Genomic DNA, 26,964 nt, shown 5'->3' with positions numbered 1-26,964 from the left:
GCCACATGTACATGAGCACCGCCGAGATTCGTAGTGCCTTTTTAAAGTTCTATGAGAGCAAAGGGCACCAGATTGTAGAGAGTTCTTCTCTTGTTCCTCATAACGATCCTACTCTGCTATTTACTAACGCAGGGATGAACCAGTTTAAAGATTGCTTCTTGGGAGCTGAAAAGCGCAGTTACACTCGTGCAACAACAGCGCAGCGCTGTGTTCGTGCTGGTGGTAAACATAATGATTTAGAAAATGTTGGCTTTACTGCTCGTCACCATACCTTTTTTGAAATGCTTGGAAACTTCAGTTTCGGTGATTACTTTAAAGAAGATGCCATTCTTTTTGCTTGGGAATTCTTGACCGAAGTTCTTGCGCTGCCAAAAGATAAGTTATTGGTTACTGTGTATGAAACTGATGATGAAGCGTTTGACCTTTGGAATAAAAAAATAGGTATTCCTGCTGATCGTATCGTGCGTATAGGCGATAAGAAAGGTGGTAAAGCATTCGAGTCTGATAATTTCTGGACAATGGGTGATACAGGTCCTTGTGGCCCTTGTACTGAAATCTTTTACGATCACGGTGAACATATCTGGGGCGGACGTCCTGGTACACCAGAAGAAGATGGCGATCGTTTCATTGAAATATGGAACAACGTATTCATGCAGTTCAATCGTCAGTCTGACGGCACTATGGAGCCACTACCTAAGCCAGCTGTTGATACTGGTATGGGTATCGAGCGTATTTCTGCAATCATGCAGGGTGTACATTCGAACTACGAGATTGATGTATTCCAAACGTTAATCAAAGCATCAGCAGATGTAGTTGGTTATCAAGATCTATCAAATCAATCATTGCGCGTTATTGCCGATCATATACGTTCATGTTCTTTCCTTATTGTTGATGGTGTTATGCCTTCAAACGAAGGTCGTGGCTATGTTTTACGTCGTATCATTCGTCGTGCGGTTCGTCACGGTAACAAGCTTGGCGCACAGGGCGTATTCTTCCATAAATTGGTTGGCGTATTGGCTGATGTTATGGGTGATGCGGGTACTGAACTTAAAGCGCAGCAAGCGCTTGTTGAGAAGATCCTTCGTATAGAAGAAGAAAACTTTAGCCGCACGTTAGAGCGTGGCATGAACATTCTTAACGAAGCACTAGATTCACTGAAATCTGAAGGTAAATCTATTCTTGATGGTGAGACCGTATTTAAACTTTACGATACTTATGGATTCCCAGCTGATTTAACCAATGATGTCGCTCGTGAACGTGATTTCAATATCGATGAAGATGGTTTTGAAAAAGCGATGGAAGCACAACGTAAACGTGCTCGTGAAGCTGGTCATTTTGGTACGGATTATAACGCAACGATTAAAACAGAATCTGAGTCTGATTTTTGTGGCTATGACAGCACACAAGGCAAGAGTAAGGTTACTGAAATCTTTGTTGATGGCGTAGTGAGCGAGTCACTCTCTGCCGGTGATAAAGCGATTATTATCCTAGACGAGACTCCATTCTATGCTGAGTCTGGCGGTCAATGTGGTGATGTTGGTGTATTGAAAACTGAGCTTGGTGTATTCCAAGTACAAGATACACAAAAATTAGCTCATGCAATTGCTCACCACGGTGTGCTTACGCAAGGCGTATTAAGTACAGGTGATAGTGTAGAAGCGATTGTTGATGCTGAGCGCCGAGTCGCGACATCATTAAACCATACCGCGACACACTTATTACATGCCGCGCTTCGTCAAGTACTAGGTACGCACGTAACTCAGAAAGGTTCACTTGTTAAGCCTGAAGGTTTACGTTTTGACTTCTCACATTTAGAAGCCATGACAGCCACAGAATTACGTACTGTTGAGCGCTTAGTTAACCAACATGTTCGATTGAATGAAGATGTTGTAACTGAAGTGACTGATATTGAATCGGCTAAACAAAAAGGTGCTATGGCGCTGTTTGGTGAGAAGTACGATGACGAAGTTCGTGTACTTTCTATGGGTGATTTCTCTGTCGAGCTTTGTGGTGGTATTCACGCATCTCGTACGGGCGATATTGGCTTGTTCCGTATTACCTCAGAAGGTGGTATCGCAGCGGGCATTCGTCGTATCGAAGCGGTAACGGGCGAAGCAGCATTAGATGCTATTGAAGCAGAGCATGCTAAGTATGATCTGAAAATCTTTGATATGGCAGACAAAGCAAAGCAACAAGATAAGAAAATTCAACAGCTGCAAGAGAAAATTGCAGTGGCTGAAAGTGCCAATATCATGGGTAAAGTTCAAGATATAGCAGGAACTAAAGTCTTGATTGCTGCTTTGGAAGGCGCAGACAATAAGAATTTACGTCACATGGTCGATGATGTTAAAAATCGTATTGGCAGTGGTATTATTCTTATGGCCAATATTTCAGACGGCAAGGTGAGCTTAATTGCGGGTGTGACTAAAGATTTAACAAGCAACGTGAAAGCGGGTGATCTTGTTAAGATGGTTGCATTGCAAATTGGTGGTAAAGGCGGCGGTCGTCCAGATATGGCTCAAGCTGGTGGTACTGATGTTGAAGCACTTCCTGAAGCACTGCAGTCTGTCCCAAGTTGGCTTGAAGAGCGTTTAAAATAACGGTCTATTGACACGCAAGCTGTAACTTAAGCTTAAAGTGCATCATAAAGAACCAAGCATTTTTATCATTAAAGATGCTTGGTTTTATTGTTTTAGACTGTTGATAGCAAAAATAAAGTAACTGTTTTGAAAGGTGATAAGTTAGTGGAAAACCGATTAATCGTGCAAAAGTTTGGGGGGACATCTGTTGGTTCAGTTGAACGAATTCAAGCGGTTGCCGAAAAAATAATAGCGACCAAGGAGCGGGGAAACCAAATTGTGGTCGTGGTTTCTGCTATGTCGGGTGAAACTAACCGTTTGCAAAGTCTGGCTAACGAAGTTGATTGTGTCCCGAATGCTCGGGAATTGGATGTTCTCTTGTCTGCTGGAGAGCAGGTCAGTGCATCATTACTGGCAATGACCCTGCATAAGCTAGGCCATAAAGCGACCTCATTGGCGGGTTGGCAAGCGGGTATAATGACTGATGATAGACATAACCAAGCGACAATCCAGAGTGTCGACAATAGCAAGCTTAACGCTTTACTTGCCGATGATCAGATAGTCATTGTGGCTGGCTTTCAGGGAATCAATCAACATGGTGATGTGACAACTCTGGGGCGAGGCGGTTCTGATACTAGCGCCGTGACCTTAGCTGGTCTATTAGCTGCTGATGAATGTCAAATTTTCACTGATGTTGATGGTATCTATAGTTGTGATCCTAGAGTAGTGGACAGTGCCATTAAACTCGATCAGATAGGCTTTGATGATATGCGGGCAATGGCCAGTAATGGTGCAAAGGTATTACATCTGCCTTGTGTAGAATTTGCGGCCAAGCATAATTTAGACATCCGCGTGTTATCATCATTTTTACCTGAGCCAGATTCATTTCAACAGGGCACTTTTCAACAAGGCACATTGGTCAACCAATCCTCTAATAAGAGGGCTGTGTGCGGGCTTGCATTACAGAGATCTCTTCACTGTATTAACTTCATCGCTGCAAAAGCTGAACTCGTCATTGCGCAGAGCCAGTTATTGGGCATTGATGTTTACTGGCAGGAACCATCTTCTATCGTCGTTAACGACAATGACCGTTGTAAGTTGCTACAAGCACTCAATGACGAAATCAGTTCAATACACCCTATAAGTGCTTTAACAGTGGTAGGGGCTGAGCTAGATGAGTTATTTTCAACGGTTCAAGCACAATTGTTAGCGGAAGATATCAAAGTTCTTGATAGTTTTAGGTGTGATAGGGTAGTGAAATTGCTACTATTACCGGAACATCTGGATTTGGCTGCTAATTTTATACATGCTCATTATATTGAGCAGTCTCATTGTGCTAATAAAGACAAAAAAGCACTTATTTTGTAATAAGTTCTTTACCAAATTGTTATTTTTATTGAATAATAGATCTCAAAGTGATTTTGAGTGACAGCAAGGAGCTATCAAATGCTAATTTTGACTCGCCGCGTTGGCGAAACCCTAATGATTGGGGATGAAGTGACAGTTACTGTACTGGGTGTTAAAGGCAATCAAGTACGCATCGGTGTAAATGCACCCAAAGAAGTTTCGGTACACCGTGAAGAAATTTACATGCGTATCCAAGCAGAAAAAGGGAATGGTAACGTTGCAACAGGCAACTACTAAAGTTTTCTAGAAAAGGCTAACCATAAGGTTAGCCTTTCTTTTTTGACCAAATAAACATCAATGCTCATTAATTGTTTAAGGTTTGGTTGAAAGTTGCGCTGTTGATTCGTTTTTCTATCATTTTACCAATAAAATGTTTGACATATTTTTGGTAAATCGTAATATGTGCCTCCGCAAGACGGTGAGGTGGCCGAGTGGCCGAAGGCGCTCCCCTGCTAAGGGAGTATGTGGTTTGTAGCCGCATCGAGGGTTCGAATCCCTCCCTCACCGCCATTCTTGCGAACGTTCTTTTAGAATTATCTTCTAGAACAAATGTGCGTCCTTAGCTCAGCTGGATAGAGTACCTGGCTACGAACCAGGCGGTCGGAGGTTCGAATCCTCCAGGACGCGCCATATCGTTTTACGATATAAAATGCTAACTTGTTAGTGATAATGCGGTGAGGTGGCCGAGTGGCCGAAGGCGCTCCCCTGCTAAGGGAGTATGTGGTTTGTAGCCGCATCGAGGGTTCGAATCCCTCCCTCACCGCCATTTATTGACCTTATGGTCAATTTTTTTGATTCAAAATCTGAAAAGTGTGATAGACTTCGCACCCTTCTCAGAGAGTGAACTCAAAGAGAAACATAAAGTAATAACATTGTGCGTCCTTAGCTCAGCTGGATAGAGTACCTGGCTACGAACCAGGCGGTCGGAGGTTCGAATCCTCCAGGACGCGCCACTTTACAATGAATGGTTAATATTATTAACGGTTCTATATAAAAGTCTTCTGTAAAGAAGCATTGCGCGTCCTTAGCTCAGCTGGATAGAGTACCTGGCTACGAACCAGGCGGTCGGAGGTTCGAATCCTCCAGGACGCGCCACTACAACGAAAGATTGATATTACTAATATCGGTCATTCTATAAAGTCTTCTGCAAAGAAGCATTGCGCGTCCTTAGCTCAGCTGGATAGAGTACCTGGCTACGAACCAGGCGGTCGGAGGTTCGAATCCTCCAGGACGCGCCACTACAACGAAAGGTTGATATTATTAATATCAGTCATTCTATAAAGTCTTCTGTAAAGAAGCATTGCGCGTCCTTAGCTCAGCTGGATAGAGTACCTGGCTACGAACCAGGCGGTCGGAGGTTCGAATCCTCCAGGACGCGCCACTACAACGAAAGACTGATATTACTAATATCGGTCATTCTATAAAGCCTTCTGTAAAGAAGCACTGCGCGTCCTTAGCTCAGCTGGATAGAGTACCTGGCTACGAACCAGGCGGTCGGAGGTTCGAATCCTCCAGGACGCGCCACACATAAAAACCTCGCTTCGGCGGGGTTTTTTTATGCCTATAATTTCACACCATTAACAGCCTGATAACATTTCATGTTGCTTTTTCGACACTTTTGACATTTTTTAAGCAAATCGATGCATTTGTTATTCCTTTCACATATTTTCTATGCAATTGTTTTATCTGCGCTCATATGAATAAAGAAAATTGACAAACTCTTATCAATCTAGATAATCATGTGCTTGATGCAAAAAGCATCAAATTGTCAGGATGACAACTAAGGGAATAATTATTATGGATAACATCTCAGGCCTTCTATCTGAAGCGGCCTCAATTATGGCTATTGGTATGGCCATGGTTTTTCTTTTTCTTACATTATTGGTATTTGTTGTTCGCTTGATGTCAAAGCTACTTCCAACCGAACAACCTTTAGTACCTGTAAGTCCAAAAAATACAAAGCAAGTCGCCCAGGCTAAATCAAGCGTTCAGAACGATCCTAAAATTGTGGCCGCCATTTCGGCCGCTGTCCATCGACATCGTTCAGCTGTAGCCCAATAGACAACAAAAATTAAAAGGAGTTAATCAATATGTCTAAACCACTTTCAATTACAGACGTTGTATTGCGAGATGCACATCAGTCTTTATTCGCAACACGTATGCGTTTAGAGGATATGTTGCCGATTGCAGCGGAGCTGGATAAGGTTGGCTATTGGTCTTTAGAGACCTGGGGCGGTGCAACATTTGATTCATGCATTCGTTTTCTTGGAGAAGATCCGTGGGAACGTTTACGTGAGCTTAAAAAAGCAATGCCAAATACACCAATGCAGATGCTACTGCGCGGTCAAAACCTACTAGGTTACCGTCACTATGCAGATGATGTTGTAGAAAAGTTTGTTGAGCGTGCACATGCCAATGGTATGGACGTATTCCGTGTCTTTGATGCGATGAACGATGTACGCAACTTTGAAAAAGCAGTTAAGTCTGTTGTTGATGTTGGCGCGCATGCGCAAGGTACCTTGTCTTACACAACGAGCCCGGTACACAATTCTGATACTTGGGTTGATTTGGCTAAACGCCTTGAAGATTTAGGTTGCCACTCAATTTGTATCAAAGATATGTCAGGTCTTCTTAAGCCTTATGAAGCAGAAGAGCTGATTACTCGCATTAAAGCGGCTTGTGATGTACCTCTGGCACTGCATTGTCACGCCACAACCGGTTTAAGCACCGCAACCGCAGTAAAAGCTGTCGAAGCTGGTGTTGATATTCTGGATACGGCTATCTCTTCTATGAGCTGCACCTATGGTCACACGCCAACAGAAACGGTAGTTGCGATGCTAGAAGGGACTGAGCGTGATACCAATCTTAAATTAGATCAGATTGAGCCTATCGCTGCTTATTTCCGTGAAGTGCGTAAGAAGTACGCCAAATTTGAAGGTCAACTTAAAGGTGTTGATTCTCGTATCCTAATTGCACAGGTTCCTGGCGGAATGCTGACGAATATGGAAGGGCAACTTAAAGAGCAGGGCGCAGCTGATCGCTTAGACGAGGTTCTGGAAGAGATCCCTCGCGTACGTGAAGATCTTGGCTTTATTCCTTTGGTGACGCCAACCTCGCAAATTGTTGGAACCCAAGCGGTGATCAATGTTCTTACGGGTGAGCGTTATAAGAGCATTACCAAAGAAACGGCAGGTATTCTAAAAGGTGAATACGGTAAGGCGCCAGCTGAGCTTAATAGTGAATTACAGCAAAAAGTACTGGATGGTGCTGAGCCAATTACTTGCCGTCCAGCAGACCTTATTGCTGATGAATTTGCCGAGTTAACACTTGAGCTGCAAAAGAAAGCCAAAGCGGAGAGTATCTCTCTGGCTGCAGACATTGAAGATGATGTACTGACTTATGCGCTTTTCCCACAAGTGGGTCTTAAGTTCCTTAAAAATCGCCATAACCCAGCAATGTTTGAACCCGTTCCAGGTTCTGAAGCTGATCAAGAAACAGTCACGCCTAAAGCCAACGCAAATACGGCGATTGAGTCATACAGCGTGAAGGTCGATGGGCAAGTTTATGATGTCGAAGTTGGCCCTCAAGGTGAGCTTACCTCTGTGGTGAGTGCTAATACAACAGCTTCTGCACCTGTCGCCGCTCCTGCTGTACAAAGCGATGCTGAAGATGTGCCTGCGCCATTAGCGGGTAATATTTTTAAAGTGAATGTTGCCAGTGGCGAAACGGTTGTAGAAGGCGATGTACTACTTATTTTAGAAGCCATGAAAATGGAAACCGAAGTACGTGCGTCACGCGGCGGTGTTGTACAAGGCTTACATGTCAAAGAAGGTGATTCTGTGTCTGTAGGCTCACCATTGCTTAGCTTGGCATAAAGGGAGAATCATGGAAGGTTTAAGAATTCTCTGGCAAGAAACAGGTATAGCTAACTTTGAATTTGGCCAACTCTGTATGATCTTTGTTGGCTGTGGACTGTTATTTCTTGCAATTCGTAAAGGTTTTGAGCCTTTGCTTTTATTGCCGATTGGCTTTGGTGCTGTACTTGCCAACATTCCTAATGCAGGCTTCACCGATCCGGGTGGCTTACTTTATTACGTCTATGAAGTAGGAATTTCAACTGGAATTTTCCCGTTGCTTATTTTTATGGGTGTAGGGGCGATGACCGATTTTGGTGCCTTGATTGCCAACCCTAAAACTCTATGGTTAGGGGCAGCGGCTCAGTTTGGTATTTTTGCGACTTTATTTGGCGCTATTTTACTTAACTATGTACCGGGAATGGAGTTTAGCTTAGCGGATGCCTCATCAATTGCGATTATTGGTGGCGCTGATGGTCCAACGGCTATCTTCTTAGCCAGTCGATTATCACCTGAATTACTCGGTGCGATTGCGGTTTCAGCATACAGCTACATGGCATTGGTGCCGATCATTCAGCCGCCAATTATGAAAGCGTTAACCACACCTGAAGAACGTAAGATCAAAATGGGTCAATTGCGTCATGTTGGTAAGGCTGAGAAGATCTTCTTCCCGCTTGGCGTGCTGCTGATGACGATCTTATTCTTACCGTCAGCGACACCACTTGTAGGGATGTTCTGTCTTGGTAACTTGATGCGTGAAGCCGGTGTTGTGGATAGATTAAGTAAGACAGCTCAAAATGAGTTGATCAATATCGTGACAATCTTCTTAGGTTTAGGTGTTGGCTCTAAGCTACAAGCTGAAGAGTTCCTAAACGTTGAGACGTTGGGCATTTTAGGTCTGGGAGCGGTAGCCTTTAGTATTGGTACTGCTGGCGGCGTGTTAATGGCTAAGCTTTTGAATAAAGTATCCAAAGAAGACATTAACCCATTGATTGGTGCGGCGGGTGTTTCTGCGGTTCCTATGGCGGCGCGAGTGGTGAATAAGGTGGGTTTAGATGCTAACCCTCAAAACTTCTTGTTGATGCATGCAATGGGCCCCAATGTTGCGGGTGTATTAGGTTCGGCTGTTGCTGCCGGTATCTTGCTAGCTTTGGTTGGCTAGATAGATATCACCGATAAAAAGGATGCTTTTTTGCATCCTTTTTTTTCATCTATCTTTAGTGGCAAACAATGATATTACCCCTAATTATCTGTAGTATGTTGTCATGCTTATCGAAAAATAAATACGAAGTTTTCCCTCTATTACACCGCTCAAGTGAATGTGTAATAGGATGGTTTTTCGTTAAGGAAGTCATGTAGTGGATGCTGTATTTTCGCAATTAGGCGTTTGGTTTGCAGATTCGGCTTTAACATTATTATTTGTCACGGGTTTTTTGAGCGCCACTCTTTTACCCGGTGGCTCTGAAGCGGCTCTGCTTGCGACGTTAAACCTCAATCAATATTCAATTTCAAGTATTGTGCTTGTGGCGACATTGGGCAATACACTAGGCGGTTTAACCAACTACTGGCTGGGTTTATTAATATCCAATCGAACTCAACAAGAAAAACATGGTCACAAAGCCATAGCTTGGCTGCAAAAGTATGGCTACTGGAGTTTACTGTTTAGTTGGGCTCCGATAATCGGCGATCCGTTGTGTTTAGCCGCAGGTTGGCTTCGTATGCGCTTTTTTCCTTGCCTCATATTAATCGCAATAGGAAAACTGCTCCGTTACTTAGTTCTCGTTGGACTATTCACTGGTCTGAGTAATTTATAAGGAATAACGATGATTTTATCTCATTTCAACTTGTCATTGCCTAAGTGTAAGCTTGTGGGAGCACTGACAGTTGGAGTTCTGCTTTCGGCTTGTTCCACTCAGGATAAACCCTCAGAATCAACGCACAGTAATTCTAGCATTCAATTAATTGAACAAGTCAGTGCCATTCCCGGTAAAGCCTCAATTGCCTATTCCAAATATAAGCTAGAAAATGGCTTAACCTTAATTTTAGCCCCCGATCACTCAGATCCTCTAGTGCATGTTGATGTGACTTATCATGTTGGCTCAGCCAGAGAAGAGGTGGGTAAATCAGGTTTTGCTCATTTCTTTGAACACATGATGTTCCAAGGATCAAAGCATGTTGCTGATCAGGAACACTTTAAGATCATTACTCAAGCCGGTGGTTCTTTAAACGGAACAACCAATGATGATCGCACTAACTACTTTGAAACCGTGCCTTCTAACCAACTTGAAAAAATGCTGTGGTTAGAGTCGGATCGTATGGGCTTCTTGCTAGAGGCTGTATCGCAACGTAAATTTGAAATACAACGTTCAACAGTAAAAAATGAACGTGCCCAAAACTTTGAAAATAGACCTTATGGGTTGATGTGGGAGAAAATGGGCGAAGCCATGTACCCAGAAGGGCACCCATACTCGTGGCAAACCATCGGTTACGTTGAAGATCTAGATAAAGTTGATGTGAATGATCTTAAGGCATTCTTTTTACGTTGGTACGGTCCTAATAATGCCGTTCTGACTATAGGTGGAGACTTTGATACCGAGCAAGTGCTTAAATGGGTAGAGAAGTATTTTGCGCCAATGCCAAAAGGTCCTGAAGTTAAAGCTGCGCCAAAACAACCGGCAACATTAACCGAAGATCGTTATGTCACAGAAGAAGACCGTATTCAGCAACCTATGCTGGTGATTGGCTGGCCAACCACTTATTTAGGCGAAAAACACAATGCCGATCTTGATGTGCTAGCTCAAGTATTGGGTAGTGGCCGAAATAGTATTCTTTACCAAAAATTGGTTAAAACCGAAAAAGCCTTAGATGCAGGTGCATTTCATCGATGTTCAGAGTTAGCCTGTAATTTTTATGTGTACGTCATGGCTGACTCACATAAACGACCAGACTTAACCCCTCTGTATGCTGAAGTAACCAATATCATTGAAAATCTTAAACTGTCTGATATCGATCCTGATGTATTACAGCAAGTGATCGGTAGCGCTGAAGCTAGTTCAATTTTTGCGGTGCAAAGTGTGCAGGGTAAGGTTTCTCAATTGGCATCCAACGAAACTTACTACAAACAACCTGATCGTCTGCAAACTGACTTAGATCGCTTACATCAAGTGACACAACAGTCTGTATATGATGTTTATAGCCAGTTTGTGCAGAATAAACATAAAGTCACACTGTCTATAGTGCCTAAGCATAAAAAGCAGTTAGCGGTGAGAGATGCAACCTTTGTCACACCACCAAGAACACTCCCTAAACATCAATCGATTAAAGATAGCGAGCTTAAATATCGCTTTGTAACGGATACGTTTGATCGTTCTGTAATGCCACAAGTTCAGTCTGCTGTTACGGGGACTATGCCGAGCTTATACACGTTCCATTTAAACAATGACATTGAAGTATTAGGCACCAAAAGCTCAGAAACACCAACGGTGATGATGCAAATAAAAATGCCTGCTGGTAACCGCTATGCGCCAAGAGGAAAAGAAGGCTTAGCGACATTAACCTCTTCTATGGTTTCTGAGGGAAGTGGCTTACTAAGCAGTGAAGAATTCCAAGCCGAGTTGGATAAATTAGGCAGTAGTGTGTCTTTGTCTGCGGGGCAATACAGTACAACGCTGACATTATCGAGCCTGAGTAAAAACTTCACAGCAACAATGGCACTGGTCGAAAAATCTCTCTTCCATCCACTGTTTAGTAAAGATGATTTTTCTCGAGTAAAACGTCAGATGCTTGAAGGCATTGTCTATGAACACCAAAAGCCAAGTTGGTTGGCCTCTCAAGCAACCAGACAGATTCTTTATGGTGATACCATTTATGGTCGCTCTTCATCAGGCACTATGGCTTCAGTAAAAGATCTTACTTTGCAGGATGTGAAGGACTTTTATCAGACGTTTTACACCCCTAAAGGAACTCAAATCTTAGTGGTTGGCGATCTATCTGAAAGACAAGTTCGTAAAGATCTATCCAGCTTACTGAACTGGCAAGGCGAAGCGCCACCGATATTACGTCATCGTAAATTACCAAAAATGGCTCAGCAGACGTTGTTCTTGGTTAATAAACCGGGTGCTCCACAAGCATCGGTAAGGCTAGTGCGACGTTCGCTTCCTTTTGATGCAACGGGTGAAACTTATTTAACTCAGCTTGCCAACTTTAACTTAGGGGGCAACTTTAATAGTCGTATCAACCAAAACCTACGTGAAGACAAAGGCTACACTTATGGTGCGAGTAGTTATATTGCGAGTAATCGTGAAGTGGGTGCCATTGTTGCAACAGCTCAAGTAAGGGCTGACTCCACAGCGCCGGCAATTGCAGAGCTTATCAAAGAGATGGACAAGGCCTCAAAAGAGGGCTTTACTGATAAGGAAATTAAGTTCATGCGTTTGGCGGTAGGGCAGCAGGATGCGCTAAAATATGAAACACCAGCGCAAAAAGCTTATCTATTAAGCTCGATACTGACTTACAACTTGGATCATGACTACTTAGCAACGCGCAACAGTATTGTTGCAGATGTCTCTAAACAGACACTCAATGAGATGGCCAGTAAGTGGTTTAACCCTGCTGACTATCAAATTATCGTTGTTGGGGATGCAAAACAGTTAATGCCTCAACTGAAGACCTTAAATTTACCTATTCAGGCACTTGAAATTGAGCCTTAATTGACCCATCTATAGGTAGTTGTATGTCCTACGCTGATAATAAGCGTAGGACTGTCTATTGAGAGAATACTCTCTAAATTTATAAGTGACCTTGTTTTGACTATTTTTTCTCAGCGCCTCAATCAGATAGCTGCTAATAAGCAGGTATTTACTCAATATGGACGTGGAGTGGAGCGTGAAACGCTTCGCTATAAAGCCGATGGCCAGATAGCCACAACGCCACATCCGGAAAGTTTGGGGTCACCCTTAACTCATCAATGGATTACAACTGACTTCTCTGAGTCTCTGATGGAATTCATTACGCCTGTTTCTCATGATATTCCTACGTTGCTATCTCAATTGCAGGATATTCATCATTATGCCAATAGCAAGCTTGACCAAGAGCAGCTGTGGCCACTATCTATGCCGTGCGCAGTCAGCAATGAAGATGATATTGCATTAGCACAATATGGTAGTTCTAATTCAGGCAGAATGAAGACTCTTTATCGTCAGGGTCTAAAGCATCGATATGGTAGCTTAATGCAGGTAATTTCAGGTCTGCATTTTAACTTCTCTTTTCCTGATACATTCTGGGATAGCTTGTTTGGCGAGCAAGATGAACAACAGCGCCAAGCTTCTAAGTCGGATGCTTATTTTGGGCTGATTCGTAATTACTATCGTTTTGGCTGGCTAATTCCGTATTTCTTTGGTGCGTCACCGGCAATCTGTAAAAGCTTTTTGCAAGGGCGAGAAACATCGCTACCATTTGAAAATATCAATGATACGCGTTACCTACAGTATGCAACGTCTTTGCGCTTAAGCGATCTTGGATACACCAACAACGAGCAGAGCGATCTTAAAATTAGCTTTAATAGTGTTGAAGAATACTTACAAGGTTTGAATCGCGCGATTCGCACGCCTTCAGCTAACTTCTCTAAAATAGAGAACGATGAATATGGTCGACCTAAACAACTTAATAGCAACGTATTACAAATTGAAAACGAATTGTATGCGCCAATACGCCCTAAACGTGTTGCTCGAAGTGGCGAGAAGCCTTCAGAAGCACTAGAACGTGGCGGTGTTGAGTATATTGAAGTTCGTGCTCTTGATGTGAATCCATTTAGTGCTGTTGGTATTAGCGAACGTCAAATTCATTTCTTAGATATCTTCCTAACTTGGTGTGTACTGAGTGAGTCTGAGCCAATGGATGACTGTGAGTTAAATTGCTGGAAACACAATTGGAACTCAGTAATTACAGAAGGACGCCGTAAAGGTGTATCTCTAACCATTGGTTGTGATGGTGAGAAACTGACCTTGCAACAATGGGTACACAGCATTTTTGATCAATTTGAACAAATAGCTAAAGTGATGGACGAAGCCAATAACAGCAGTAAATATCAAGATGTTTGTGATGAACTGCGTGATTGGATTGACGAGCCAGAATTAACCCTGTCGGGTAAAATGCTTGAAAAAGTAAAAGAACACGGTGGAAACGGACGCTTTGGTATCCATTTAGCAAAAGCCTATCAACAGCAGTATCACCAATATAACTACAGTGTTTATTCTGAAGAGATCATGGACAAAGAAGTGTCTGATTCATTAGATAAACAACAACAAATTGAAGCTGCCGATACGGTAGATTTTGACCAATACTTAAAAGAATACTTTGCGTATCTGAAATAACTTAGAGAGCCGATTATGCCCCTATTAGATAGCTTTACCGTTGACCATACTAAAATGAATGCACCTGCTGTTCGTGTAGCAAAAACGATGCAGACACCCAGCGGTGATACGATCACAGTATTTGACCTACGCTTCACTCAACCGAATAAAGACATTCTTTCGGAAAGAGGCATTCACACTCTAGAGCACCTTTATGCTGGTTTTATGCGTAACCACTTAAATGGTAGTGCAGTAGAGATTATCGATATCTCACCTATGGGTTGTCGTACAGGTTTTTACATGAGCTTAATTGGTACACCATCTGAAACTGATGTTGCAACAGCATGGGTTGCATCAATGGAAGACGTACTAAAAGTTGAAGATCAGAATAAAATTCCTGAACTGAATGAGTACCAGTGTGGTACAGCGCAAATGCACTCTCTTGAAGAAGCTAAAGCAATCGCAAAAGCAATTTTAGAGGCTGGTGTATCAGTCAATAAAAATGACGAACTAGCGCTTCCTGAAGAGATGCTACAAACGTTAAAAGTATAATTTAATACGCTTTTATCTAGATCTAAAAAAGGCTCCTAGGAGCCTTTTTTAGATTCTGTCTTTTACTATGATAAACAGCACTAAATTATTGTATTGGGTGAACTTTTACCATTTTGATTTTGTTTTCAGAAAAGTCCATCACTTCCATATTATGATCGGCAATCATAATGCTGATATTGGTTTCAGGCAGATCTTGCAGGTGCTCTAAAATGAGTCCATTGAGTGTTCTTGGACCATTTGTCGGTAGACTCCACTGCAACCCTTTATTGATGTCTCTAATGTTAGCACCGCCCTCAATGAGGTAACAGCCATCATCCTGCGGTGTTATTTCCTCAGCTAAGCTAGGCGCCATAGACGTTGTAAACTCTCCGACAATCTCTTCTAGAATGTCTTCAAGCGTGACTAAACCAATAATATCCCCATACTCATCAACGACTAGACCAATACGCTCTTTATTACGCTGAAACTTAATCAACTGTAGATTAAGCGGAGTAGCTTCTGGGATGAAATAAATTTCATCCGCAGATTTTAATAGTGTCTGCTTATTAACTTCATTTTTTTCCAGCATTAGACGATAAGCTTCACGCAAACGAACCATACCGACAACTTCATCAATTTGATCTCGGTAAAGAACTACTCGTCCATGAGGGGAGTGAGTTAATTGGCGAACAATAGATTTCCAATCGTCATTAACATCAATACCGGTAATTTCATTTCGCGGAACCATAATGTCGTTAACGGTTACATGCTCAAGATCCAGAATCGACACCAGCATATCTTGGTGGCGAGTTGGGATTAAGCCTCCCGCTTCGTTAACTATTGTTCTTAGTTCATCAGAGCTTAAGTGATCCGCTTTATTATTCATGCCTTTAATGCCGAGCAGGCGCAAAAAACCATTGGTAATGAAGTTAACCAAAATTACTAGTGGCGCGAGCACTTTCATCAGTATTCTTAACAGGATACTGCTGGTATACGAGACGCGCTCTGGATAAATAGCGGCTAGGGTTTTAGGTGTTACTTCTGCAAATACCAGCACCACTAAGGTCAAGATACCTGTCGCAATCGCAACCCCTAGATCGCCGTACAATCGCATACCCAGTATGGTGGCAATGGCGGATGCCAATATATTAACTAAGTTGTTTCCGATAAGGATAAGACCAATGAGACGGTCTGGACGAGTAAGAAGCTTTTCTACACGACGTGCGCCTTTATGCCCTTGATTTGACAGGTGCTTTAATCGATAGCGATTCAGCGACATCATTCCAGTTTCTGAACCTGAAAAGTAGCCTGATATAACGATAAGACATGCAAGGAGGGTAAAGAGTGCCCCGGTTGAGATGTCGTCCAAATTCAATGAATCCTTTTATTATATTTAATCAATTAATGGTGGATTTATTCACTGCTGTCAATAAATCATAAAGAGAATGGTTAGGTTAAAATGATTTCACGTACAAATCGGCTACCAAAATAAGCTAGTGTCAGTATACAAGCGCCGATAATTGAAAACCAAGTCACCTTTTTTCCTCTCCAGCCCAACTTATAGTGTCCCCAAAGTAATACGTTAAAGACAAGCCAAGCAACGAAAGACAATAGAGCCTTGTGTGTTTTGCCACTGCTAAAAAAGTCGACAACAAATAGAGGACCACTAATCAGAGTGAAAGTGAGCAGGCCGTTACCGATCAAAATAATATTAAACAGTTGGCGCTCTACTTTTAATAGTGGAGGGAGGTTTGGGTTTAATACCTGACTGTTTTTCTGTTTGAGTTTGTAATCTAGCCAAGCGAGTTGCAGCGCATACAAGGCGGCAATCATTAATGTCGCATAGGCAAATAAAGCCACCGTAATGTGAATGACTAAACCTGGAGAGTGTTCAAAATGGGTAATGAAATTGCCGGGAATAAATTCAGCGGCGATCAGGCTCAAGCATGAAAAACCAAATGCGATAGGCAGTAAAAACCATAAGCGCGCTTTGAACATTGCAATGCTGAGTACTAAAGAAATAATGAAACTAACTAGTGAGGCAACGTTGAGAATACTCATATTTTGCCCATATGAGATAAAGATGCTCTCAAATAGAGTAGAAAAGTGCAGGATCAAAGCAATAAACGTTATGCTCAATACCGTCTTTCTATTTATCTCAGACTGACGCAATAGCCCAGGAAGGATAAGAAAGATGGCCGATAGGTACAAAAGCACGGCTAGAATAATAACTGCAAAGTCCATATATCTCGGTACTAGTATTTAGAGTTAAGGGCAAATTATACACCTAATTCCACATTACTGGCTATGTACTTCTTTTGCATGGTTTTGTAAATAGTGCCTGTGAGGTATACTTTAAGTAATGAATCGCAATTGAACGCGAAGAGAGCACGATGTTTGATAACTTAACTGAACGATTATCCAAAACGCTGAAGAATATCAGCGGTAAAGGTCGACTGACCGAAGACAACATAAAAGAGACATTACGTGAAGTGCGTATGGCGCTTCTTGAGGCTGATGTCGCCCTCCCAGTCGTACGCGATTTTATTAAGCGCGTTAAAGAGGGAGCCGTTGGTGTAGAGGTATCTAAATCTCTCACGCCGGGCCAAGAATTTATAAAGATTGTTCAATCTGAATTAGAAGCGGTTATGGGGGAGTCCAATGAAGGGCTTAACCTAGCTGCGCAGCCACCGGCTGTAGTATTGATGGCAGGTCTACAAGGTGCGGGTAAAACCACCAGTGTGGCCAAGCTTTCAAAGCTTCTATCTGAGCGTGACAAGAAAAAGGTATTGGTTGTTTCTGCCGACGTGTATCGTCCGGCGGCAATCAAGCAGCTACAAACGCTAGCCGAAGATGTTGGTGTCGACTTCTTCCCATCCAGCGCCGATCAAAAGCCGTTAGCGATTGCTAATGCTGCAATCGATCACGCAAAGAAAAAATTCTATGACGTATTAATTGTCGATACCGCGGGTCGTTTGGCAGTTGATGAAGAGATGATGGCTGAGATTCAGCAGCTTCATAGTGCAATTAAGCCAGTTGAAACCTTGTTCGTGGTTGATGCCATGACAGGTCAAGATGCGGCAAACACGGCAAAAGCATTTGGTGACACGCTACCATTAACGGGTGTGATTCTAACCAAAGTGGATGGTGATGCTCGTGGTGGTGCGGCGCTATCGGTTAAGCACATTACTGGCAAGCCAATCAAGTTCTTGGGTGTTGGCGAAAAAACGGATGCACTAGAACCTTTCCACCCAGATCGTGTTGCTTCACGCATACTCGGTATGGGTGATGTTCTGTCTCTTATCGAAGATCTACAACGTAATGTAGATACCGATAAAGCACAGAAAATGGCGAAAAAGTTCAAAGAGAAGAAAGGTTTTGACCTTGAAGACTTCCGTGAACAGCTTGGTCAAATGCAAAACATGGGCGGCATGGCTGGCATGATGGGTAAATTACCGGGTATGGGTAATCTTCCTGATAATGTTAAAGATAAAGTCGATGACAAAATGTTTAAGCAGATGGAAGCCATCATTAGCTCTATGACAATGAAAGAGCGTCTACGTCCTGAACTTATTAAAGGTTCTCGTAAAAAGCGTATCGCTGCGGGTTCTGGCACACAAGTACAAGATGTAAACCGTTTGCTCAAGCAGTTTACTCAGATGCAAAAAATGATGAAGAAAATGCAAAAAGGCGGCATGCGCGGCATGATGCGCAACATGCAAGGCATGATGGGCGGCATGGGCGGTGGCGGTGGTATGGGCGGTATGGGTGGACCATTCGGTCGATAAGCACGTTTTACCGTTAAATATTGACTAAGTTAGTAATATTGCTGATTTGTAACAAAAGCTTCGCTATTTGGTGAAGCTTTTTTATTTGTCGTTATATTTTCAAGCTGTTAACTGGCTCACAGCTAATTAGTTGGCTAAAAAGTAGCTAAACCCCTTGCAAAGAATGGGAATAAGAGTAAAATTCCCGAGCTTTATTTTGGCACGAGACCCCGCATAACTCCCTTAAAAGAGTCGTTTGGGGTTAATTTTTTTATTGAGAAAGCAAAGAGGACGACATGGTTACCATTCGTTTGGCACGTCACGGCGCTAAAAAGCGTCCATTTTATCAAATCGTAGTAGCAGACAGCCGTCGCGCAGCTACAGGTCGTTTCATTGAGAAAGTAGGTTTCTTCAACCCTACAGCTCAAGGTCAAGAAGAAGGTCTACGTATTGACCTAGACCGTGTAACTCATTGGGTTTCACTAGGTGCTACAGTTTCTGACCGCGTAGCTAAGTTAGTTAAAGACGCTCAAAAAGCGGCTTAATTAGCAAATTCTTGATGTAAGGAAAAGAATGAATGAGTGAACAAAACGAAAACATTGTTGTAGGAAAGCTAGGCGCTACTTATGGCATTCGTGGTTGGCTTAAAGTTCATTCCTTTACAGACGATGCCGAAAACATTTTCAATTATAGCCCTTGGTTCTTGAACCAAAAGGGGACATGGGTTGAGCACAAAGTAGAAAGCTGGAAGCGTCATAACAAAGGTTATGTGTGTAAGCTGGAAGGTCTTGATGTACGTGAAGATGCACATCTGTTGACTAACTTTGAAATCTCTGTAGCCCCATCTTCATTACCTGAACTGTCAGAAGAAGAATTCTACTGGCGTGAATTATTTGGAATGAAGGTTGTAACCACTAAAGGTTACGATCTTGGCGAAGTCACTGACATGTTAGAGACGGGTTCAAATGATGTTTTGGTAGTGAAAGCTAATCTGAAAGATGCTTTTGGCCAAAAGGAACGATTAATTCCGTTTCTTGAAGAGCAAGTGATCATAAAAGTTGATCGCGAAGCTCAACGGATCGAAGTTGACTGGGATCCTGCCTTTTAAATCAAAATTAGAGAGTGAACTATGTGGGTTGGCGTAATAAGCCTGTTTCCAGAAATGTTCCGCTCTGTCACTGATTTTGGTGTAACAGGTCAAGCGGTTAAAAAAGGTCTTTTATCAGTAGAAACGTGGAATCCCCGCGATTTTACACATGATAAACATCGCACTGTCGATGATAGACCCTACGGGGGCGGCCCTGGTATGTTGATGATGGTACAGCCTTTGCGCGATGCTATTCAAACTGCCAAACAAGCAGCTCCTGGAAAGACGAAGGTTATCTATCTTAGCCCTCAAGGTCGTAAACTCGACCAACAAGGCGTAGAAGAGTTGGCAACAACTGAGAACTTGCTTCTTATTTGTGGTCGCTATGAAGGGGTAGATGAGCGCATTATAAAATCTGAAGTTGACGAAGAATGGTCAATTGGTGATTTTGTGATGACAGGTGGTGAGCTACCAGCCATGACCTTAATTGACTCAGTCTCGCGGTTTATTCCGGGTGTACTAGGCGATTTTGCGTCAGCAGAGGAAGATTCCTTTGCCAATGGATTACTGGATTGCCCTCACTATACGCGTCCTGAAGTGTTGGATGGAGAAGAGGTACCTTCGGTACTAAAATCTGGAAACCACAAGGACATTCGTCGCTGGCGATTAAAACAATCGCTAGGCCGTACTTGGCTAAGAAGGCCAGAGATGCTGGAAAACCTAGCTCTGACTGACGAACAGGAAAAATTACTTGCCGAGTTCGTGAATGAGCAAAAGTGCACGAACAAAGACAGTAAGTAACCTATTAAATTTAGATTCAGTTTATTCTAGGGTATAGAAACATGAGTAATATCATCAACGCTCTTGAGCAAGAGCAAATGAAACAAGACCTACCTACATTCGCACCTGGTGACACTGTAGTAGTTCAAGTTAAAGTTAAAGAAGGCGACCGTGAGCGTCTACAGGCATTCGAAGGCGTTGTAATCGCTATTCGTAACCGTGGTCTACACTCTGCATTCACAGTTCGTAAAATCTCGAACGGTGAAGGCGTTGAGCGTGCATTCCAAACTCACTCTCCAATGGTTGATAGCATCGAAGTTAAACGCCGTGGTGCAGTACGTCGTGCCAAGTTGTACTACCTACGTGAGCGTTCTGGTAAGTCAGCTCGTATTAAAGAGAAACTTACTAAGAAGTAATGCACAACCTGCATTTCTCATAAAGTAACGGGAGCCATTATATGGCTCCCGTTTTATTTTGGGCTTGTAGCGGGTTGATTTACACTTTCGTGTCGTCGTCGATGCTCTTGTGCGCGTACACATTACGCGTCTCCTACAAGTTTCCCGTGCAAAAAGTCCCCAAATAAAGAGCATGTATTGCTGGCTAGATAGGATTCTGCTGCGAGGAATACTTGGAGCTTAGATTATGACTTGCTTGAAGTACCGCATACGCAGAACCCAGAGAACCCAGAACCTTCTTCCCTCAACTAATACTGATCTTCCGACCAACCATCAGAGTCTGACATATCAGGTGCGCCGGCAATTGAGTTTTCTTCATCGGCCCAGTCGCCAAAATCAATCATTTGGCATTTCTTGCTACAAAATGGTCGGTTAGGGCTTTGCTCTCCCCATTCAACATCAGCGCCACAAGTGGGACAGGGTACTATCGTAATCTTGGTCATGTTTCTATCTCTTGATGATAAAACTAGCTGCAAATAGCCAGTTCAAATTCTATGTCTTGAGTGCTGGCTTGGCCGCTATCAAAGTGAATGAATTTTATCGCAAAACGATTCTTATGTCCTGAAACCATCGGATATACCCCATAATCATGGTCAAAATGCAGTCTCAGTATATTCGCTTCATCGGCATCACTTTGGAAAAAACCTTTACGGGCAATTTTTGCAGAAAATTGCGCTGAGTTTCGCGTCAAATTGAGCCACTGTTGCAACGCATGATTCAGTGGTGCTAGAGAGGTTAGCCAAAGCTGTGCATCGGCCATGCGCTTATCTAATGGTTGGTGTAACCAAAAATGCAAAGCAGGCAAATCAAAACAACAAGCGCCACCGGGAAGGTTAAAACGTTGCCTAATAGAAGATAAGAAACTGTCTTCTTTAAGGGCTGTACCAAATCGTTGTGCTTTGAGTACTTCGGAATGAACGAGATCAATCTCACCTAGTAGCCCTTGCAGTCGTTTTTGATCCACTCCGGGTACATTTAGCCAATGACGATAAGTCAGTTTTAGCTTGTCGAGATCTTTTAATAGTTCAGGCTTGAGCTGAATCTGGTCAAAGATATCTAAAAGATCGAACAATGAGCGGAACAGAACTTGATAGTGTTGTGTATCTGAAAAGGTCGCACAATGCTGGGCCTGACGAATAAGGCTTTCAATGCGCAGATAAGTTCTGGTTTTTTCATTTAAAGGGTGTTCATATCTTTGGATTGTCATGTGGTACATCCGGCTCTAGACATATTTGCTATTCTCCCAGAAATCAGTTGCATAAAGCCAGATATTTAAGATGTAAGTGCGCAATTTTTTCATCTAACGACTGGCTGCAATCATCATTGTTAATAATATCGTGTGCAATATTAAGCCTTTGCTCTCGGCTTGCTTGGGCATTAAGTATGGCGCGAATTTGCTGCTTCGTCCCGCCGTCTCTATGTAATGTCCGCTCTATTTGAGTGTTAGGAGATACATCGACAACTAAGACTCTATCGGCCATAGACTGCAATCCATTCTCTACCATCAAGGGGATAACAAGTAAGGCATAAGGCGATCGAACTTGCTGTAGTTGTTGTTGCATCCGTTGACGTATCATTGGATGCAGTAGGTTATCAATCCATTGTTTATTTTTAGGATCGGCAAATACTAATTCACGCAGTTTGACTCGATTGAGTGTCCCATCATTACTGATAACATCATTACCAAAGTAGTGAGCAATAGCTTTAATGCCGTCACTACCGGGTTCGACAACTTCTCTTGCAATGATGTCAGCATCAACGATATCGATGTCGTAATTGTCATGGAAATGATTGGCTACGGTAGTTTTTCCGCTACCGATACCGCCCGTGAGACCGATGATGGTTGCCATTAGTAACCTCCGATGTATCGGCCTAGATACCAAGCCACAATGTCATTACCGACAATCAAATATACCCAACCTGCGATGGCTAAATAAGGACCAAAAGGAAAAGCTTTTTCGATACCTTGCTTTTTAAGGCGCAGTTGAATAATGCCAAAAATAAGCCCAACTAAAGACGATAGAAGAATAATCAAAGGCAATGATTGCCAACCTAGCCAAGCGCCCAGTGCGGCTAATAATTTAAAGTCGCCATAGCCCATACCTTCTTTACCAGTGAGTAATTTGAACAGCCAGTAAACACTCCATAAAGAAAGGTAGCCTGCAATTGCGCCAATCACGGCATCGTGCAGGGATATAGGACTAATGCCAAATACAGATAAGGCTAAACCTGCCCACATCAGCGGCAGAGTTAAGCTATCAGGTAAAAGCATGGTATCGAGATCAATGAAGGTTGCGCATAGCAACACCCAAGTAAACCCAAGTAATGCGATGGCATAGATACCGGGTTGGAAGTAAAGGGCAATCGTTAAACATAGAGCGCCAGAGAGCAGTTCAATGAGTGGGTATCTAGGGCTAATTTTGGTGCTACAAGAACGGCAACGTCCCTTTAAGTTAAGCCAACCGAGTACGGGGATGTTATCGATGGCTTTTATTTGAGTTTTGCATTTAGGGCAGCGAGAGCGCGGAACGCTAATATTAAAGACTTCTGTAGGGACATCTAATTTTAGCTCTGGGTAGGCCTCGGCAAATTCTTTTTGCCACTCTCTTTCCATCATGATGGGCAGTCGATGAATGACAACATTGAGAAAGCTACCAATGATTAATCCCAATATAGTAACCAGTATCGGAAAGAGCATTGGATAGTATGTAAAATAAAAATCGAGCATGATGGGCCAACTTTAAAGAATTCTGTAGGTATGTTATCGCAACTTGAAGCGCTTGTTTATCTTAATCCTAGATATAATATTTACTAGGATAGGGATAAGCCTAACCAACCGCACTCATAAGGCTAAAAATAGGCAAATACATAGATAAAACCAGTCCGCCGACAATAACCCCAAGAAAAACGATAATCATAGGTTCAATCAGCTTACCTAATTTGTCGGTGGTTTCATCTACTTGCTGTTCAAAGATCGTGGCTAGATTATCGGTTATTGAACCGAGTCTTCCGCTTAGTTCTCCGATAGTCAGCATTTTTAACATTAAAGGTGGAAGACAAGAGATGGAACTTAGGGATACGTGCAAGGTAGTCCCTTGGCGAATATCGTGATTGATATGACTTAATTGTTGTTTTAAATACGCGTTATGCACCGCGCCAGTGGCATTGTCTATGCAGAGCACTAAAGGTAGACCTGCTTGAATGCCATTGCACAATAGCAGGTTAAAGCGTGCAAGCTCACCGGCTAATACGCAGTGGCCTAATGCTGGAGTTTTAATAATGCCTTTTGCTAATTGATAACGAACAGCTGAGCTCTTTGCTATGAGAAGCCGAGTAGTACACACCAATGCAACACAGCCAATTACCAGTTTACCGATATTGAATTGAAACCATAACGAAACATCGAGGGTTAATTGTGTTAGTGCGGGCAGTTCTGCGCCAAAGCTATGAAATAGGCTTGAAAACTGAGGGATCACAAACACCAACATAATCGCCATAATAATGCAGGCAACGATAATGACTGAGATAGGGTAGAAAAGTGCTGATCTTATTTGTTTGAGGAGTTTGAGGTTTTTTTCTCGATGTTGCACGCAATAGTTGAGTGCTTTAGCCAGATCGCCATTGGCTTCACCTATTCGTACGAACTGTAGATACAGAGAGTCAAAATAGGCAAAAGTCTGTAATACATTGGATAGCGCTTGTCCTTGCTGAACTTGAAAGCTTATCTCCTCAATCAGTGCCGTTAATCCCTGCCGTTGATTTGACTGTTTGAGCTCTGCCATTGCCATACCAATAGAAAGCCCTGCATCTAGCATCAGCGCCAGTTGATGAGTAAAGGCGGTAATATGAATAGGCTTAACCTGATGTTTTATCGTGACCAACATGGGTATGGATTTAGCTATGGTCTTTAAAATGCGAATATCTTGAGTGGCCATCTCTCGTCGTACTTGCTGTTGTGAGTAAGCGAGCATGCTCCCTGTTATGTTGCGCCCGCAGTGATTCACTCCCAGCCAATAATAGAGATGCAGCTGATTGATCTGTCTATTGTGACTCATAACCAAGCACTCGATGCAGTTCTTCTTTGGTTGTGATTTTTGTTTGTAGCAAGTGTTGCGCAGAATGCCTTAGATCTTGATTGGCAAGCAGATGGTTTTTTATTTGTCGTTCGGTGAGTTGTTGCTGTTTAGCTTGTAGAAGAATATGACGATCAATTGGCAGAAGTTCAAAAATGCCGACTCTGCCTTTATAACCATTATTGCATTGATAGCAAGGCTGGTGGCTTGGTTGATGAGCGCAGTAGGAACAGACTTTTCTTAATAACCTCTGAGCAATAACAAGACGTAAACTGCCTTGCAGATCGGCTTGTTCAATGCCTAGTTGATAGAGTCTTTCTAGGGCATCAAATGCTGAGTTAGTATGCAGTGTCGATAGCACTAAATGTCCGGTCTGCGCAGCTTGAATTGCCATTTCAGCCGTCTCTTTATCTCGTATTTCTCCTAACATAATAACGTCAGGATCTTGGCGTAATAGGGACCGTAAACTTTTGGCAAAACTAAAGTGAATCTGAGCGTTCACTTGCACTTGATTAAAGCCGGGTAAGTAAATTTCAACCGGATCTTCAATGGTGCAAATATTGATGTTGTCATTGGCGATAGCTTTTAAGCAGGAATAGAGGGTAATGGTTTTGCCACTGCCCGTTGGACCGGTCACTAGGATGAGCCCTTGAGGTTGATGCAGTTGTGTCTGCAATGAAAGAAGCTGAGCTTTGTTCAAACCCAATTCATCCAGTTTAGGTAATGCTAGAGTCTCTTTAGCTAACCTCATTACTAGCTTTTCTCCCCAAAGCGTCGGTAGGGTAGATACTCGAAGTTCTATTTGTTGCTCTTTGCTGAGTGAATACTTCATCCGCCCATCTTGAGGTAGACGTTGCTCGGCAATATCAAGATCGGCATTAATCTTTATTTGGCTAATTAGCGCTTTAATATCGCCTGTGGAGATCGTCATTAAAGTCATCAGCAGACCATCACAGCGTATGCGTATTCGAGCTTCATCTCTTTGCGGCTCGATATGAATATCCGAGGCTTCGTGTTGCAGGCTTTGCTGCATTATTTCAGGAAGAAGTTTGAATGAAGCATTTGGCTGTTTATGATTTCTTAACTGGCTCAGTACTAGATTATGTAAACTCTGAAATTGCTTGATATCGGTAATGATAACTCGGGTAGTTAAACGATGATGAAACTGCAACTCCAGTGCGAGGGACTTAATACTGGGGTCGTAGCTGAGTAGTTGTAATTGTTCATTATTGACAGATAAAGGCAGCATTGGGTATGCCAGCACCATAGGCTCTAGATTTAATGTATCGATCATGCTGATCGTATTGGCTAAATTAAATTGTAAACTGGGATTTTGTTGGTAACTCAGTTGCTCTTTGAGAGCGATCTCTCTGGCTAACTCGGGTAATGAGTATTGCGTTAGCTGGGCGATTTGCGACAACAATTGTTCAGTTGATAGGTTGTCTATATTTGATAATTGCTCCGCTGCCTGCTGAGAAAGTAATTCAGGAGTGAGCGAAGCAATTAATGGGTGAATCATTGACAGCCTTTAGGCGCGTCCACGTCACCTGCGCCACTGACTGTACAGCTCCAGCCATTGTCAGCATCACGAGTAAATGCAACTGATGCACCTGCCAATGAACTATCGCTACTATCAAAGGTAAATTCTAGGCTATCTCCGTTTATACCTATTGCACCTAAACTTCCTGCAGCACTCGATACTGCATTAATGTCATCTAGGTCGGTAGGGAAAGCCCCACTATCTAAATAGAACAGCTCTGTTTTTGTCAGTAGTCCTCTTAATGTGGATGTCGCCGATGCCAATTCGGATTTCTTTATATAGTCTTTATATATAGGAACACCAATGGCGGAAAGAACGCCAATAATAGCCACAACGATCATCAGTTCGATGAGGGTAAAGCCTTTTTGTTTTTGTATCATGATGGTATCTAGCCTCGATAGCGGTTTGCTGGTGGCTGTAAAACTAGATACTAGAGGGGAAAATAACAGAAGTTCACGCGCAGTTTGGCAACTGCCTCGCAGCGACAAGGAAAGAGGATGTGCAGTTAATAAGTAGTAAGTGAGATTTAGATAACGCTATC

General features: G+C 42.7%; 24 protein-coding genes and 8 tRNA genes. 23 read left to right on the top strand and 9 right to left on the bottom strand.

Annotated features, from left to right (window positions below):
- Window positions 1-5 precede the first annotated feature (5 nt).
- From alaS to luxS, 18 genes are all read left to right on the top strand, one after another.
- Window positions 6-2,600 carry an alanine--tRNA ligase gene (alaS, locus tag A9260_RS02135; RefSeq protein WP_068695737.1) on the top strand — a complete coding sequence of 865 codons (2,595 nt, stop codon included), beginning with the start codon at window positions 6-8 and terminating at the stop codon, window positions 2,598-2,600.
- A gap of 144 nt (window positions 2,601-2,744) precedes the next feature.
- Window positions 2,745-3,947, top strand: coding sequence for an aspartate kinase (locus tag A9260_RS02130; protein ID WP_068696034.1), 1,203 nt, complete (start codon window positions 2,745-2,747; stop codon window positions 3,945-3,947).
- A 78-nt stretch (window positions 3,948-4,025) separates the two neighbouring features.
- A complete protein-coding gene (gene csrA / locus A9260_RS02125; RefSeq protein WP_021712262.1) occupies window positions 4,026-4,223 on the top strand; it encodes a carbon storage regulator CsrA in 198 nt (65 codons plus the stop codon).
- Between the two features lie 180 nt (window positions 4,224-4,403).
- Window positions 4,404-4,496: transfer RNA gene (locus A9260_RS02120), tRNA-Ser, on the top strand.
- A 43-nt stretch (window positions 4,497-4,539) separates the two neighbouring features.
- Window positions 4,540-4,616, top strand: a tRNA-Arg gene (locus A9260_RS02115).
- A gap of 43 nt (window positions 4,617-4,659) precedes the next feature.
- Window positions 4,660-4,752 (top strand) — tRNA-Ser (locus A9260_RS02110).
- A 110-nt stretch (window positions 4,753-4,862) separates the two neighbouring features.
- A tRNA-Arg gene (locus tag A9260_RS02105) sits at window positions 4,863-4,939 on the top strand.
- A gap of 65 nt (window positions 4,940-5,004) precedes the next feature.
- Window positions 5,005-5,081, top strand: a tRNA-Arg gene (locus A9260_RS02100).
- 66 nt (window positions 5,082-5,147) lie between these two features.
- Window positions 5,148-5,224, top strand: a tRNA-Arg gene (locus A9260_RS02095).
- A 66-nt stretch (window positions 5,225-5,290) separates the two neighbouring features.
- Window positions 5,291-5,367 (top strand) — tRNA-Arg (locus tag A9260_RS02090).
- 66 nt (window positions 5,368-5,433) lie between these two features.
- Window positions 5,434-5,510 (top strand) — tRNA-Arg (locus tag A9260_RS02085).
- A gap of 273 nt (window positions 5,511-5,783) precedes the next feature.
- Window positions 5,784-6,047 (top strand): oxaloacetate decarboxylase subunit gamma, encoded by a 264-nt coding sequence (locus tag A9260_RS02080; protein WP_068695735.1) that lies wholly within the window; start codon window positions 5,784-5,786, stop codon window positions 6,045-6,047.
- 29 nt (window positions 6,048-6,076) lie between these two features.
- Window positions 6,077-7,861 carry a sodium-extruding oxaloacetate decarboxylase subunit alpha gene (gene oadA, locus A9260_RS02075; protein WP_068695733.1) on the top strand — a complete coding sequence of 595 codons (1,785 nt, stop codon included), beginning with the start codon at window positions 6,077-6,079 and terminating at the stop codon, window positions 7,859-7,861.
- A gap of 10 nt (window positions 7,862-7,871) precedes the next feature.
- Window positions 7,872-9,002: a sodium ion-translocating decarboxylase subunit beta gene (locus A9260_RS02070; RefSeq protein WP_068695731.1), complete on the top strand. Its 1,131-nt coding sequence runs from the start codon at window positions 7,872-7,874 to the stop codon at window positions 9,000-9,002.
- 196 nt (window positions 9,003-9,198) lie between these two features.
- A complete protein-coding gene (locus tag A9260_RS02065) occupies window positions 9,199-9,654 on the top strand; it encodes a YqaA family protein (RefSeq protein ID WP_068695729.1) in 456 nt (151 codons plus the stop codon).
- Between the two features lie 9 nt (window positions 9,655-9,663).
- A complete protein-coding gene (locus A9260_RS02060; RefSeq protein WP_156683991.1) occupies window positions 9,664-12,549 on the top strand; it encodes a M16 family metallopeptidase in 2,886 nt (961 codons plus the stop codon).
- A gap of 96 nt (window positions 12,550-12,645) precedes the next feature.
- Complete coding sequence (gene gshA / locus A9260_RS02055; protein WP_068695727.1) at window positions 12,646-14,211, top strand: glutamate--cysteine ligase; 1,566 nt, start codon at window positions 12,646-12,648, stop codon at window positions 14,209-14,211.
- A 15-nt stretch (window positions 14,212-14,226) separates the two neighbouring features.
- Window positions 14,227-14,742, top strand: a complete 516-nt coding sequence (luxS, locus tag A9260_RS02050; protein ID WP_068695725.1) for an S-ribosylhomocysteine lyase — start codon at window positions 14,227-14,229, stop codon at window positions 14,740-14,742.
- 85 nt (window positions 14,743-14,827) lie between these two features.
- Here luxS and A9260_RS02045 read toward each other — a convergent pair whose 3' ends face one another.
- Complete coding sequence (locus A9260_RS02045) at window positions 14,828-16,090, bottom strand: HlyC/CorC family transporter (RefSeq protein ID WP_068695723.1); 1,263 nt, start codon at window positions 16,088-16,090, stop codon at window positions 14,828-14,830.
- 80 nt (window positions 16,091-16,170) lie between these two features.
- The gene (locus tag A9260_RS02040; RefSeq protein ID WP_068695721.1) at window positions 16,171-16,965 is read right to left on the bottom strand and encodes a cytochrome C assembly family protein; all 795 of its coding nucleotides are present in this window, start codon (window positions 16,963-16,965) and stop codon (window positions 16,171-16,173) included.
- Window positions 16,966-17,114: 149 nt separating this feature from the next.
- Here A9260_RS02040 and ffh point away from each other — a divergent pair, with 149 nt between their 5' ends.
- The 5 genes from ffh (at window position 17,115) to rplS (ending at window position 20,771) form a co-directional block, all read left to right on the top strand.
- A complete protein-coding gene (gene ffh / locus A9260_RS02035) occupies window positions 17,115-18,509 on the top strand; it encodes a signal recognition particle protein (protein WP_068695719.1) in 1,395 nt (464 codons plus the stop codon).
- Between the two features lie 275 nt (window positions 18,510-18,784).
- The gene (gene rpsP, locus A9260_RS02030) at window positions 18,785-19,033 is read left to right on the top strand and encodes a 30S ribosomal protein S16 (protein ID WP_068695717.1); all 249 of its coding nucleotides are present in this window, start codon (window positions 18,785-18,787) and stop codon (window positions 19,031-19,033) included.
- A 32-nt stretch (window positions 19,034-19,065) separates the two neighbouring features.
- Window positions 19,066-19,596: a ribosome maturation factor RimM gene (rimM, locus tag A9260_RS02025; RefSeq protein WP_068695715.1), complete on the top strand. Its 531-nt coding sequence runs from the start codon at window positions 19,066-19,068 to the stop codon at window positions 19,594-19,596.
- 21 nt (window positions 19,597-19,617) lie between these two features.
- On the top strand, window positions 19,618-20,376 hold the full coding sequence (trmD, locus tag A9260_RS02020) for a tRNA (guanosine(37)-N1)-methyltransferase TrmD (RefSeq protein ID WP_068695713.1): 759 nt from the start codon (window positions 19,618-19,620) through the stop codon (window positions 20,374-20,376).
- A gap of 41 nt (window positions 20,377-20,417) precedes the next feature.
- Entirely contained in the window at window positions 20,418-20,771 is a 354-nt protein-coding gene (rplS, locus tag A9260_RS02015; RefSeq protein ID WP_068695711.1) for a 50S ribosomal protein L19, read from the top strand.
- A gap of 287 nt (window positions 20,772-21,058) precedes the next feature.
- On the opposite strand, the gene yacG is transcribed toward rplS, so the two are convergent.
- The 7 genes from yacG to A9260_RS01980 form a co-directional block, all read right to left on the bottom strand.
- A complete protein-coding gene (gene yacG / locus A9260_RS02010) occupies window positions 21,059-21,253 on the bottom strand; it encodes a DNA gyrase inhibitor YacG (protein ID WP_068695709.1) in 195 nt (64 codons plus the stop codon).
- Between the two features lie 23 nt (window positions 21,254-21,276).
- Window positions 21,277-22,017 carry a cell division protein ZapD gene (gene zapD, locus A9260_RS02005; RefSeq protein ID WP_068695707.1) on the bottom strand — a complete coding sequence of 247 codons (741 nt, stop codon included), beginning with the start codon at window positions 22,015-22,017 and terminating at the stop codon, window positions 21,277-21,279.
- 43 nt (window positions 22,018-22,060) lie between these two features.
- Window positions 22,061-22,660 carry a dephospho-CoA kinase gene (coaE, locus tag A9260_RS02000; protein WP_068695705.1) on the bottom strand — a complete coding sequence of 200 codons (600 nt, stop codon included), beginning with the start codon at window positions 22,658-22,660 and terminating at the stop codon, window positions 22,061-22,063.
- Window positions 22,660-23,538, bottom strand: a complete 879-nt coding sequence (locus A9260_RS01995) for a prepilin peptidase (RefSeq protein ID WP_068695703.1) — start codon at window positions 23,536-23,538, stop codon at window positions 22,660-22,662. The genes coaE and A9260_RS01995 overlap by 1 nt, the downstream gene beginning before the upstream one ends.
- A gap of 100 nt (window positions 23,539-23,638) precedes the next feature.
- On the bottom strand, window positions 23,639-24,781 hold the full coding sequence (locus tag A9260_RS01990; RefSeq protein ID WP_231892540.1) for a type II secretion system F family protein: 1,143 nt from the start codon (window positions 24,779-24,781) through the stop codon (window positions 23,639-23,641).
- A 70-nt stretch (window positions 24,782-24,851) separates the two neighbouring features.
- Window positions 24,852-26,402 carry a GspE/PulE family protein gene (locus tag A9260_RS01985; RefSeq protein ID WP_068695701.1) on the bottom strand — a complete coding sequence of 517 codons (1,551 nt, stop codon included), beginning with the start codon at window positions 26,400-26,402 and terminating at the stop codon, window positions 24,852-24,854.
- A complete protein-coding gene (locus A9260_RS01980) occupies window positions 26,399-26,803 on the bottom strand; it encodes a pilin (protein WP_068695699.1) in 405 nt (134 codons plus the stop codon). The genes A9260_RS01985 and A9260_RS01980 overlap by 4 nt, the downstream gene beginning before the upstream one ends.
- Window positions 26,804-26,964 lie beyond the last annotated feature (161 nt).

Source organism: Vibrio sp. UCD-FRSSP16_30, assembly GCF_001676025.1.
In the GTDB taxonomy this organism is placed as follows: Bacteria; Pseudomonadota; Gammaproteobacteria; order Enterobacterales; family Vibrionaceae; genus Vibrio.
This window is presented reverse-complemented; position numbering and strand designations above follow the sequence as displayed.